An 11,483-nucleotide genomic window follows, 5' to 3' on the forward strand; every position below is an offset into this window, starting at 1 on the left:
TGGACCGGTTTCGCGCTTAACAGCCCCGGCTCCCTCCCGTATATTGCGCCGAAATATGGCGGCCCCACGAAATGAGGGCCGCTCGGCAGCGAACTCCGGGGGATCGGGCATGGCGCATATCATCGTTTTGGGCAATGAGAAGGGCGGGTCGGGCAAGTCGACCACCGCGATGCATATAGCAACCGCCCTTGCGCGGATGGGCCATACGGTTGGGGCGTTGGATTTGGATCTGCGACAGCGCAGTTTCCATCGCTATATCGAGAACCGGCAAAACACGATCGCCGCCCGCGACATGGATATCGCCTGCCCCCTTCTGATGGAACTGCCGCAGATCGACCCCGAGCAACTTGGGCCCGAGGAAAACATCTATGACCGCCGTCTCTCGGCGGCCGTGGGCGAGTTGGAAGGCAATTGCGATTTCATCGTGATCGACTGCCCCGGCTCGCATACGCGGTTGAGCCAGGTGGCGCATTCGCTGGCTGACACGTTGGTCACGCCGATGAATGACAGTTTTGTCGACTTCGACCTGCTGGCGCGCGTTGATCCAGAGACCTACGACATTCGTGGCCCATCAGTTTATTCCGAGATGGTTTGGCATGCGCGGCAGCTTCGCGCCAAGGCAGGGCTGAGTCCGATTGATTGGATCGTCGTCCGCAACCGGGTTGGCGCGCAGCAGATGCATAACAAGCGCAAGGTGGGCGGCGCGCTCGATCGGCTGGCGCAGCGGATCGGGTTCCGCGTCGGCACCGGGTTTTCCGAACGGGTGATTTTTCGGGAGCTCTTCCCAACCGGCATGACCCTTTTGGATTTGCGCGAGATGGGGGTCGAACGGCTGAACATTTCGAACGTGGCTGCACGGCAAGAGGTACGCGATCTGATGTCGGGATTGAACTTGCCCGGCGTGACCATCGATTTCTAAGTCACCCCGCCTCGAGAACGGAAAACGGCCCCGCGCGTTGCGAGGCCGTTTGTTTTTGAACAGAGAAGATCAGACCGCGATCTGACCACCCCCTCTTTGGTCACAACCACGACCGACGGGCGCGGCGGCATACCTTCGGCGAAATCAGGCCAGCGAGTGGCCGGATCTTCGAAGGTCGAGTTCCGCTCAAAGCCGGCGAAGTCGCGGGTGCCATCAGTCCCCGGATGCTGCACCGCGAGGAACAAGGTCTCCGAGTTGTCGGCGAAATACGGGCCGCAAAGCTCTCCACCAACAGGGCAGCGGAAGAACAGCTTGGAATGGCCGCGCAGGTCGCCTTCGGTCTCGAGGCTGTAGAGACCATCGGATTTCCCAGTCCGGCCCCAGCCAGAGCCTTGGTCGGTGGAAATCCAAAGACGGCCATTGTCGTCCAGCGCACAGTTGTCCGGAGAGCCGAACCAGCCATTTTCCGATGTCTCCGGGTTCCAGACCGCGCCAACCTCGGCGATGTTCGGGTCGCCACATTGCACCAGGATGTCCCAGGTGCCGCTGGTCGCCGCGTGATCGCCGCCATCTTCGTTCATCTGCAGAATATGACCGAAGTTGCTTTCCGGGCGCGGGTTCACCGCATCCACCTGCTCGGCCGTCCGGCGCGAGTTGTTGGTCAGCATCACGAACACAGCACCATCGCCGCGTGGTTCGATATCCTCCGGGCGATCCATTGGCGTGGCGCCCAGAAGATCAGCCGCTAGACGGGTGTCGATCATGACATCCGCTTGACTGTCGAACCCGTTCTCTGCGGTCAGCGGGCCTTCGCCATGAACAAGCGGCATCCACTCATAGGTGCCGTCGTCATTGTAGCGCGCCACGTAAAGCGTGCCTTCGGAGAAGAGCTGCATATTGGCCGCTTTATCATCCGACACCGTGCCTGCAGTGACGAACTTATAGACATAGTCGAAGCGGTTGTCGTCGCCCGAGTAGAGCACGACACGACCGTCGCCCGCCACGGTGGACTCGGCCCCCTCGTGACGGAACCGGCCCATCGCGGTGTGCTTGACAGGAGTTGAGGTCGGGTCCGTCGGATCAACTTCGACGATCCAGCCGAAGCGGTTCGGCTCGTTCGGCTCCACATCGATATTGAAGCGGTCATGGTACTGACCCCAGGCATACCAACGGCCCGGCGTACCATAGCGGCGCATGGACTCGGCTTCCGCCTGAGCGGAGACGTCGGGATCGCCGTCACCATCGACGACATCGGTCCAGAAATAGCCGTGGAAGTTCTCTTCGGCCATCAGATAGGTGCCCCAAGGCGTCATGCCGCCAGCGCAGTTATTAATGGTGCCGATCACGTTCATGCCAGCGGGGTCGGCCGAGGTCTGCATACGCGCGTGACCGGCGGCAGGGCCAGAGAAGGTCATCTGGGTGTCGTCGGCCGTGATCCGGCGGTTGTATGGGCTATCGAGCACAACGCTCCACTTGCCGTCATCGCCTTTGACAATCTCGAAGATCGAACCGCCATGGGCCGCCATTTCGATATTCACCAACTCTTCGGTCATACCCTGGAAGCCGTCTCGGTCCTGACGACCAAGGCCCGGGAACATCACCTCTTCATTGGTGTATTCGTGGTTCACACAGAGGATACCGCGGCCCGGTTCCAGCTCGTGGAAGCCAACATAATCGTTGTTGTAGCCAAAGCGCATTTTCTGATCTTCGGCAGACTGATTCTGCGGGTCGAATTCCGGTACGTTCGCGAAGATCGGATCGCCCCAACGGATCAGGATATCGGCGTTGTAGCCATCGGCGATGTGGTGGTTCACATCGTTGCCCCAGGTCAGCTCATCAAAGACATAGCGGCTGTCTTCGGCATTGCCCATCGCGGCGGCCTGCTTGGGCGCGATTACGGCAGTGGTGCCAAAGAGCGCCGTCGTGGCAGAAACGGCCAGCGCCCCACGCATGATGTCGCGGCGGCCATAGCGACGGTTGATCACGTCGCCAATGGTGTTGCCAAGATTGGGGTTGGTGGGAATGTCGTCAAAGGCTTCGAAGGCTTCCGCCTTGTTGCCATGTTCATCGCTTTGGATGATGTCGTCACGCTTCATAAAGGGCCTCCCTGTGGCGCTGAAAGCATAGCTGCATGGGAAACGGCACCGGAGCAGCCCGGACCGCGTGGCCCCTTTAGATAGCGCGAATGTAACGGCTATATGGCAGTGTCATCTGTTTCATGCGGGCCGTAAGGCGCAGCTATTTGACGAGCGCGATCCGCGCTGCGCCGATCCATCCAATGCGAATCCTACGGCCGACCGTTCCCAATCACGGCGCTGCGCACACGCGATCGAGCCAGTCGGTCACAATCTGAACCTCAGGTTCGATCTCACGCCCGGCGGCGACCCGACGCGTATAGGCCCAGTCTTGATCAATCGCGACATCGGAGAGCGGAACCAACCGGCCCGACCGGATCGCGCGCCCGATGGTTGCCTTTCGACAGATGGCAATACCAATCCCGTGTTCTGCCGCCTTCTGTAGCAAGAACGACCCCTCCAGATAGATCGTCCTGGCCATGTCGCCGGGTTTCCATTCGTCGCCTACCTGTGGCAGCCAGCGGGTCCACATCCGTGAGTCCTCATCCGTAAGCAACGGACCCAAGCGCACCGCAGAGGCCGGGTCTTGCCCCGATGTTGCGAGCAGCTCGGGCGCGCAGACCGGAACCGCATCCCCCGGCAGCAGAACAACCTCTCCCGGCAGGAGCCGATCCTTCTGCCGAAACAGAATCTCTACATCCGGGGCCGGTGTTTTCGGTCGGTCGGTCTGGGCCAAAGAGATGTGCAAACTGATATTGGGAAAGGCGCTGCGAAACTGATCGAGATTGGGCAAGAGAATCTCTTCGGCAATTACCGGCAGTGCTGAGATCGAGACGGCACGCGCAAAGCGGAGCGGCAGGAGATCGATTTCATGCCGGATCGCGTCGAAGGAATCGTGCACCACGCGGGCCAGGCTTTCACCTGCCTCGGTCAAAGCGACGCTCCGACCCCGGCGCACGGTGATGGGGCGGCCAATCCACGCCTCTAACTGCTTGATTTGATGGCTAACTGCGGAATGCGACACGCTTAGCCGGCGCGCTGCCCCCGACACGGATCCGGTTTCGCGAACCGCTTCTAAAGCGCGCAGCGCATTCAGGGATGGGAGACGCCTTGTCGAGTGCATGGCCGATGGAATGTTAGAAAATCAGACGGGTTGCAACTATTTTGCGCTTTTTTCTCGCATTTTTGCCGCTCTATGGTCGTAAAGCAGGACAACGCAAGGGGCGGACATGACCGAAATGCTACGTGTGTCGATGGTTCAGATGACATCGCACAATACTCACGCCGAAAATGTGAAAAGCCTGCGGGCGGCCGCCGAACAAGCCGCAGCAGATGGCGCTGAGATGCTGGCCCTCCCTGAAGCCGCGGGCCTGATGGACAAAGACAAAGACCATGCCCGCGCGCAAATCACCGAGGAAGGCGATGACCCCTATATCGCAGCCTGCCGGGAAGAGGCCGCGCGGCATGGAATTTGGGTGCACTCCGGTTCGTCGCCGATCAAGGCACCCGATGGCCGGTATCTCAACCACACCGTTCTGATCGACCCGGCGGGCGAGATTGTAGCGCGCTACGACAAGATTCATCTGTTCGATGTGTTCCTGGATGGCCGCACCCCGACAGGTGAATCCAATCGCTATGCACCGGGCCAAGAAGCCGTGGTTGCTCAGAGCCCATATGGTCCGCTCGGGCTGTCGATCTGTTACGATCTGCGCTTTCCACATCTCTACCGCGATTATGCCCTGGCCGGGTCTACGGTGTTGTTCATCCCCTCGGCGTTCACCGTGCCAACCGGGCGCGCCCATTGGGAGGTGTTGCTACGCGCCCGGGCGATTGAGAACGGCGCCTATGTGATCGCGGCGGCGCAAGTCGGAAATCACGCCGATGGGCGTGTTACCTGGGGCCATTCCATAATCGTCTCCCCCTGGGGCGAGGTGCTTGCCGATCTGGGCGGCGAGGCTCCGGGCCAAGTCACGTTGGACTTGCCGCTCGACGCCGTCGCAGCCGCACGACGCCAAATCCCCAACTTGCAGAATGCGCGCGATTACATCCTCCGCGATCTACGCGTGGAGGGAACGACCAAAAACTCAGAGACAGACCAAAAATCATCAACGGGAGCTATGACATGACCTTTCGGAACCTGATGGCCACAACACTTCTGGCCAGCGCCATGGCGATGCCCGCCATGGCACAAGACCGCCCCGATCTGGTGATCGCGGTTGATAATCTTTGGCCCACGATGGACCCTGTGGTCGGCATCTCGACGACCGGTGCCCGGGTGCATTCTAATGTGTTCGACACTTTGGTGCGCCGAAACCGGTGGGAAGACCCCGATGGCACCGAACTGGTGCCTTGGCTCGCCGAAAGCTGGCAACAGCTCTCGCCCTATGTTTGGGAATTCACCCTGCGCGAGGGCGTGCCATTCCATGATGGGCACATCATGGATGCAGAAGATGTCGCGTTTTCTTTGTCGGCTGAACGGCTTTGGGGCGAAGAGCCAATGGCGCCCCGCGGCACGCGCTATACGCGCGGGTTTGTCCGGGTCGAGGCCACTGGACCGCTGACCATTGAGGTCGAAACCAGCTTCCCCGACCCGAACCTGCCGTTCCGCATGGTCACACCGATCGGGTTTGTGTTGCCGCACCATTATTATGAAGAGGTCGGAACCGAGGCTTTCGGGCAGATGCCGATGGGCACCGGCCCCTATCGGATGACCTCTTTTGACCCGTCCGTGGCGGTCGAGGCGGTCGCGTTTGACGACTATTGGGCCGGTGAACCGCCAGCCGCCTCGCTCCGCTTTGAGATTGTGCCGGAATTCTCGACCCGGTTCGCGGGGCTGGTCGCTGGCGAGTACGATGTCGTGGTCAGCGTGCCCGCCGATCAGGTCGAATCTCTCGAGGGGACCGAAGGCATCACGGTGATGGAGAAGGGGATCGAAAACTACCCGATGTTCGCCTTCAACATGCTTGAAACCGAGGCGCTGCCCGACAATCCGCTGACGGATGTGAACCTGCGTCGGGCCATTGTCGCAGGCGTGGATCGGGAGGCGATTGCAGCCGCGATCTGGGGCGATGCGACCTTTGTGCCGACACCGTTTAATTTCCCGGAATATGGCGATTATTTCGATCCCGACCGGGAGCGCGCCGTGCCGTTCGACCCAGAGCAAGCCGCCGCCTATCTGGCCGAGAGCGACTATGATGGCGAAGAGCTGATCTGGCACATCACCCGCGGCTTCTATCCGAATTACGAGATCGCGGCGGAGTTCATGGTGGAGCAATGGGCCGAGCTTGGCATCAATGTGCGGATCGAGTTGAAAGACAATTTCTCGCTGGCCTATGAACGCCCGTTCCACTTCCTAAACATGTCGATGAGTTCGGAATTCTCCGGCGACCCTTACCGGCCGCTTTGGATGGATTGGGGCCCGCAATCGAGCCGGTTTCGGGCATCCCATCGCACTTGGGACATGACCGAAGATTTTGTTCGTCTCGGTGAGGCCTTCGAGCAAAGCCAGGATTTCGAGACCCGCTATCAGGCCTATCTTGATCTGGTCGAGGAATGGGAGCGAGTGACGCCGGGCATGTATATGTGGCGCAACGTCGTGAACTACGCGATTGACGAAGACTTGGCCTGGGACCCGGGCAATTCGGCGGTCACCATTTTCGACCATCTTTATATGACGGACCACAATGAGTGAGCCAAACCCCGAGGAGACGGCGCCGCCTGCGCCGCTCCTCTCCATTGACGGATTGACGGTTGCCTTGCCCGCCGACGGCGACCGCCCCGAGGCCGTGCGTGAGATAAGCTTTGAGATCAATCGGGGCGAGACGCTCTGCCTGGTTGGGGAAAGCGGCTCGGGCAAATCGGTGATCGGGCAAGCCATCCTTGGCATGCTCCCCCATGCGCTGCCCGTGACCGCCGGTGGCATCCGGTTCTCGGGCCATACCATGCCGCCGCAGCGCGACGCCGCCTTTGGCGCAATTCGGTCGGCCCAGATCGCAATGATCTTCCAAGATGCGGGCGCCAGCTTGAACCCGGTCCGCACCATTGGCGCGCAGCTGGCGGAAATTCTCGCCGTGCATGGCATGTCAAAACCGGCGCGTCTACCGCGCGTACTCGACGTTTTGCGCGATGTGGCGTTGCAGGACCCGGAGCGCATCGCCCGGTCTTATCCGCATCAACTCTCCGGCGGGCAGGCGCAACGCGCCGTGATCGCGGCGGCGCTTCTCTTGGAACCCAAGCTGTTGATCGCCGACGAACCGACCACAGCGCTTGATGTAACGACCCAGGCCGAGATCCTGGCTCTGATTGCCCGCCTGAAGGTGGAACATGATCTCTCGGTCTTATTTGTGACCCATGATTTTGGCGTCGTCGCCGAGATCGCAGATCGGGTGGCCGTGATGCAGGACGGCGTGTTGGTCGAAACAGGCGACGCGCAGGATGTTCTGCGCAACCCGCAGCATCCCTACACGCAAAAACTCATCGCTGCGGTCAACCCTACACCGCGCCAGCTCGGTAGCGATGATGGAGCGCCGATCCTTGAGGCGACCGATGTGAACCTGATCTATCGCAGCGGATTTTTGGGCAATCGCAAGGCGCTTCATGCCGTCAAAGACGTCTCGCTCAGCATTTCAGAAAGCCGCACCGTGGCCGTGGTTGGGGAAAGCGGTTCTGGCAAAAGCTCGCTGGCACGGTGCCTGTTGCGGCTCGAGGATATCGAGAGCGGATCGATCCGCTTCAAAGGTGCGGAGATTGCCGATGTCACCGGCGCACCGCTCCGCAAACTGCGACAGTCGATCCAAGTCGTGTTGCAAGACCCGTTTTCCGCCCTAAACCCGCGCCAGACGATCCTGTCTGCAATCGCCGAAGGGCCCATCATCCATGGCATGGCGCCCGATGCAGCGCGGGCCAAGGCGATGGAGTTGATTGAGCTGGTCGGCCTCTCGGCGCAAGCCGCTGGCCGCTATCCACAGGAATTTTCGGGCGGGCAGCGGCAGCGGATCTGCATCGCCCGCGCCCTCGCATTGGAGCCTGAGCTGTTGATCGCCGACGAGGCCGTTTCCGCCCTCGATGTTTCGATCCAGACCCAGATTCTGGATCTCTTCGCCGATATGCAACGGCGGTTTGGTTTTGCGATCCTATTCATCACCCATGACCTTGCCGTTGCCCGCGCCATTGCGGACGACATCCTGGTCATGAAATCCGGTGAAATCGTCGAACGCGGCCCTGCCGATCGTGTCTTTGGGGCGCCGGAACATCCCTATACCAAGGGCCTGTTAGAGGCCGCCCCCGGGCTCGAACTCTTTCAGCAAGGGAGCGCGGCATGACCGGCTACATCCTCTCCCGATTGCTGCGCGCGGCGCTGACCATGTTGGTTACGGTGACGTTGGTTTTCCTGTTCATCCGGCTCTCCGGCGATCCGGCGGCGGCCCTGGTCCCGCCTGATGCACCGCAAGAGGTGATTGATCAATACACCCGTGCCCTCGGCCTCGACCAACCGCTCTGGCAGCAATATCTGGGCTATGTCGGCGGCATCTTACAGGGGAATTTCGGCTTTTCGATCCATACCGGCATTGCGGTGGAAGAAACATTCCTGGATCGTCTGCCCTTCACATTGCATCTGGGGTTAACGGCACTCTGCATGGCCATTGCAATCGGCATTCCCATCGGGGCGGTGGCCGCCATCCGGCGTGGCACGGCGCTTGATCGCTTCGTTATGGGGTTCTCGGTCTTCGCCTTCGCCATGCCAAACTTCCTGTTCGGTCTGGTCATGATCCTGGTCGCCGCCCTCGCATTCAGCACATTTTTGGGTGGTGAAAATGCCAGCGTCATCTGGCCCGCGCTGACCCTTGGTTTGGCCGCGATGGGCAGTTTCGCGCGGTTTACCCGTTCTTCTGTTCTGGAAACGATCAACGCGCCCTATATGCGCGCAGCAGAGGCACGTGGCATCCCCTTTGGGATGCGGCTTGTGCGCCACGCCGCGCCCAATGCCGCGATCCCGCTGGTGACGCTAATTGGCCTCTCTCTCGGCGCTTTGGTGGCCGGCTCGGTTGTGACGGAGCAGGTTTTCGCCTGGCCTGGGGTCGGACAGCTTCTGGTGCGGTCGGTCGCGACGCGGGACCTGGCGCAAGTGCAATTTCTGGTCCTCGTCGTCGCCTTCACCATGGTCATCGCGAACTTGATCGTCGATTTCCTCTATCTGATCATCGACCCGAGGATCCGCGCAAAATGAGCGACGCAACCGCACCAGTCGCGCCGCAGCGGGCGCGCGCGCCAATCCCGATTAGTGTGAAGCTTGCGCTCAGTTTCGTGACGCTTTTCGTCCTGTTCGCCCTTTTCGGCCATCTGCTGACGCCGCATGGATTCCGCGAAACCTCTCTGTTTCATCGACTGGAGCCGCCCGGCACCGAGGGCTACCTTCTTGGCACGGATGCGCGCGGCAGGGATCTCTTCGCGCGGCTTGTCACCGGCGCGCAAATCACGCTGGTCGTGGCGATCGTTGGCACGGTGATCGGCGCGGTTTTGGGCTCGCTTCTCGGCATTCTTGCCGCCGCCAAACGCGGCAAGACCGAAGCGGTCATCGTCGCCGCCATCGATGTGCAGGCTTCTTTGCCGATCATCATCGTGGCCCTGTTCATGCGGCGATGTTCGACAATTCCTTCACGCTCTTTCTGCTGCTCGTCGGGTTAAACGGATGGGAGGTTTATGCCCGCCTGATGCGCGGCGCGACCTTGCAAGCCAAAGAATCCGGCTATGTCACCGCCGTTCGCGCGCTTGGGGCGTCCCCCGCCCGGATCTATCTGCGCCATGTCTTGCCCAATATCCTGAATGTCGCGCTGGTTCAGTTCACCGTGAATCTGCCACTCACGGTGCTCTTGGAAACGGCGCTCTCGTTCTTAGGGCTTGGCGTGCAACCGCCACTCACAAGCCTAGGGCAAATCATGTCCGAGGGCCGTGACCGCTTGATGACGGCTTGGTGGCTGACCCTTTTGCCTGGCGCGATCATCTTCTGCCTCGCGCTGTCTGTTTCAATGATTGGTGACTGGTTGCGCGACCGGCTCGACCCGACTTTGCGGAGTGAACGATGAACAGCCCCCTTCCCTCGCCAGCCAAATACATGATCGGGCCCGAACCACCGGCCCTCGACCCCGCCACGGTTGAGACCCTTCAGCAATGCGAGACAACGATGCTGGGGCATATTCTTTATTGGGGAGCGCTCGACCCAGGCATTCGTGCCAATCAGGGCTTTGGCCCGCGCATTGCCGGGCGAGCCCTGACCGTCCAAATCCCGGGGCCGTGTTCGGTTATGCTGCACCATGCCATCGGTTTGGCCGCCCCTGGGGATATCCTGGTGATCGACCGGCTTGGCGACCAACGCCATGCCTGCCTCGGCGACGGTGTTGCGGCGGCGGCAATGCGGCAAGGGATTGCGGCCGCCATCATCGATGGCCCCTGCACCGACAGCGTGGAACTGGCCGAACTGGGGTTCCCTGTCTGGTGTCGCGGCGTCTCGCCAATGACAACGCGGATGGCCAATCTCGGCGGGCGGGCGCATGTGCCGGTTTCCGTTGGCGGCACGGCCGTGCTGCCGGGTGATGCAATCTTGGCGGATATCGACGGCGTCTATGTCATGCAACCAGAAGACGCCGCAGATGTGAGCCGGATCGCGCTCACCAGAGGTCAGATTGTGGCCGATCGCCGCCGCGCGCGAGGCAACGACCCACTGCCGCTTGGGCAGCTGTCGGGTGCCAGTCACATGGTGGCCACAGCCATGGGCGACGGTCCGCGTGATTAAGGTCAAAGCCGTCGCCGTGCCGATGACCTTGTTTCAGCAATCAGCAATTGACATCTAGCCCCCGGTCTCATTACCGATTGAGGCGATGGTTCCCAGACCGTTTAGGCGGCGCGGGATTTAAAGGGAATGCGGTGCGGCTGGTACACGCCAGCCAATGCCGCAACTGCCCCCGCAACTGTAAGCGGTGAGCCGATCCGAGGAACACCACTGGGCCATAGCCCGGGAAGGTTCGGAACCGGCCGAGACCCGCAAGTCAGGAGACCTGCCATCGCACTTCAACTCAACCCGGGCGGGGTGCCTGGCAAGGAGCATTGTGATGACGGACCGGCCCCCCGAGACATTTCAGATTGCCTGCGTCAGACCCGCCCCCTGCGCGGAGGGCGCTATGGTACTCAATCATGTTTTGAACAGACTTCAAACTCACCCTGCCGACCAACTTCGGGCGGTTGAGCTTGGCCAACTCGGCTTTATGGAATGGCTCGGGTCCCTGCCCGGCAATAGCGACTTCGACCGCCAAGCGCGAGCGGCCTATGCGCGCGCCTTACCATTTCAGCGGGTATCGCCCGCGATTGGCGTGCTTTGCGCGCTGCTGCTCGCAGCACGGCGCATGCCGCCGGAACCGCTGAACCTCTGCCTTCCGAGACCCCATCGCCGCGGCGGGTCGAAAGCGCGGCGGCAGGTTCAATGATGCCAAGGGATG

At 61.1% G+C, this 11,483-nt stretch carries 11 protein-coding genes, 1 pseudogene and 1 riboswitch; of the genes and pseudogenes, 9 read left to right on the forward strand and 3 right to left on the reverse strand.

The genetic code is table 11. The features are described from left to right. Positions 1 to 109 precede the first annotated feature (109 nt). A complete protein-coding gene (locus QTA57_RS02205; protein WP_290153352.1) occupies positions 110 to 919 on the forward strand; it encodes a division plane positioning ATPase MipZ in 810 nt (269 codons plus the stop codon). Here the strand turns inward: QTA57_RS02205 and QTA57_RS02210 are convergent. The 3 genes and pseudogenes from QTA57_RS02210 to QTA57_RS18530 form a co-directional block, all read right to left on the reverse strand. Beyond that, the gene (locus tag QTA57_RS02210; protein WP_290153353.1) at positions 916 to 3,015 is read right to left on the reverse strand and encodes a PhoX family protein; all 2,100 of its coding nucleotides are present in this window, start codon (positions 3,013 to 3,015) and stop codon (positions 916 to 918) included. The genes QTA57_RS02205 and QTA57_RS02210 overlap by 4 nt on opposite strands. Positions 3,016 to 3,226: 211 nt before the next feature. Continuing rightward, the gene (locus tag QTA57_RS02215) at positions 3,227 to 3,928 is read right to left on the reverse strand and encodes a LysR substrate-binding domain-containing protein (RefSeq protein ID WP_290153354.1); all 702 of its coding nucleotides are present in this window, start codon (positions 3,926 to 3,928) and stop codon (positions 3,227 to 3,229) included. Positions 3,929 to 3,970: 42 nt separating this feature from the next. Continuing rightward, positions 3,971 to 4,117 (reverse strand): annotated as a pseudogene (locus QTA57_RS18530) (LysR family transcriptional regulator); the annotation flags it as partial. A gap of 106 nt (positions 4,118 to 4,223) precedes the next feature. Between QTA57_RS18530 and QTA57_RS02220 the strand changes: the two are divergent. From QTA57_RS02220 to QTA57_RS02255, 8 genes are all read left to right on the forward strand, one after another. Then, the gene (locus QTA57_RS02220; RefSeq protein WP_290153355.1) at positions 4,224 to 5,120 is read left to right on the forward strand and encodes a carbon-nitrogen hydrolase family protein; all 897 of its coding nucleotides are present in this window, start codon (positions 4,224 to 4,226) and stop codon (positions 5,118 to 5,120) included. Next, positions 5,117 to 6,685: an ABC transporter substrate-binding protein gene (locus QTA57_RS02225; protein WP_290153356.1), complete on the forward strand. Its 1,569-nt coding sequence runs from the start codon at positions 5,117 to 5,119 to the stop codon at positions 6,683 to 6,685. Before QTA57_RS02220 ends, QTA57_RS02225 begins: the two co-directional genes overlap by 4 nt. After that, a complete protein-coding gene (locus QTA57_RS02230) occupies positions 6,678 to 8,315 on the forward strand; it encodes a dipeptide ABC transporter ATP-binding protein (protein WP_290153357.1) in 1,638 nt (545 codons plus the stop codon). Before QTA57_RS02225 ends, QTA57_RS02230 begins: the two co-directional genes overlap by 8 nt. Further along, a complete protein-coding gene (locus QTA57_RS02235; RefSeq protein WP_145212263.1) occupies positions 8,312 to 9,220 on the forward strand; it encodes an ABC transporter permease in 909 nt (302 codons plus the stop codon). The genes QTA57_RS02230 and QTA57_RS02235 overlap by 4 nt, the downstream gene beginning before the upstream one ends. Next, positions 9,217 to 9,678 (forward strand): ABC transporter permease, encoded by a 462-nt coding sequence (locus tag QTA57_RS02240; RefSeq protein WP_290153358.1) that lies wholly within the window; start codon positions 9,217 to 9,219, stop codon positions 9,676 to 9,678. The genes QTA57_RS02235 and QTA57_RS02240 overlap by 4 nt, the downstream gene beginning before the upstream one ends. Continuing rightward, complete coding sequence (locus tag QTA57_RS02245) at positions 9,633 to 10,076, forward strand: ABC transporter permease (protein WP_290153359.1); 444 nt, start codon at positions 9,633 to 9,635, stop codon at positions 10,074 to 10,076. Before QTA57_RS02240 ends, QTA57_RS02245 begins: the two co-directional genes overlap by 46 nt. Continuing rightward, entirely contained in the window at positions 10,073 to 10,783 is a 711-nt protein-coding gene (locus tag QTA57_RS02250) for an RraA family protein (protein ID WP_290153360.1), read from the forward strand. The genes QTA57_RS02245 and QTA57_RS02250 overlap by 4 nt, the downstream gene beginning before the upstream one ends. Before the next feature lie 69 nt (positions 10,784 to 10,852). After that, positions 10,853 to 11,067: riboswitch (cobalamin riboswitch) on the forward strand. A gap of 32 nt (positions 11,068 to 11,099) precedes the next feature. After that, positions 11,100 to 11,471 (forward strand): hypothetical protein, encoded by a 372-nt coding sequence (locus tag QTA57_RS02255; RefSeq protein WP_290153361.1) that lies wholly within the window; start codon positions 11,100 to 11,102, stop codon positions 11,469 to 11,471. The last annotated feature ends 12 nt before the right edge of the window (positions 11,472 to 11,483 follow it).

The organism is Fontisubflavum oceani, assembly GCF_030407165.1.
Classification (GTDB): Bacteria; Pseudomonadota; Alphaproteobacteria; order Rhodobacterales; family Rhodobacteraceae; genus Rhodophyticola; species Rhodophyticola oceani.

Bases quoted from the DNA above. Each gene is read 5' to 3' on its own strand.
- QTA57_RS02205 (WP_290153352.1), top strand. From the start codon at position 110: ATGGCGCATATCATCGTTTTGGGCAATGAGAAGGGCGGGTCGGGCAAG.
- QTA57_RS02245 (WP_290153359.1), top strand. From the start codon at position 9,633: ATGTTCGACAATTCCTTCACGCTCTTTCTGCTGCTCGTCGGGTTAAAC.
- QTA57_RS02220 (WP_290153355.1), top strand. From the start codon at position 4,224: ATGACCGAAATGCTACGTGTGTCGATGGTTCAGATGACATCGCACAAT.
- QTA57_RS02255 (WP_290153361.1), top strand. From the start codon at position 11,100: ATGACGGACCGGCCCCCCGAGACATTTCAGATTGCCTGCGTCAGACCC.
- QTA57_RS02240 (WP_290153358.1), top strand. From the start codon at position 9,217: ATGAGCGACGCAACCGCACCAGTCGCGCCGCAGCGGGCGCGCGCGCCA.
- QTA57_RS02225 (WP_290153356.1), top strand. From the start codon at position 5,117: ATGACCTTTCGGAACCTGATGGCCACAACACTTCTGGCCAGCGCCATG.
- QTA57_RS02230 (WP_290153357.1), top strand. From the start codon at position 6,678: ATGAGTGAGCCAAACCCCGAGGAGACGGCGCCGCCTGCGCCGCTCCTC.
- QTA57_RS02210 (WP_290153353.1), bottom strand. From the start codon at position 3,015: ATGAAGCGTGACGACATCATCCAAAGCGATGAACATGGCAACAAGGCG.
- QTA57_RS02235 (WP_145212263.1), top strand. From the start codon at position 8,312: ATGACCGGCTACATCCTCTCCCGATTGCTGCGCGCGGCGCTGACCATG.
- QTA57_RS02250 (WP_290153360.1), top strand. From the start codon at position 10,073: ATGAACAGCCCCCTTCCCTCGCCAGCCAAATACATGATCGGGCCCGAA.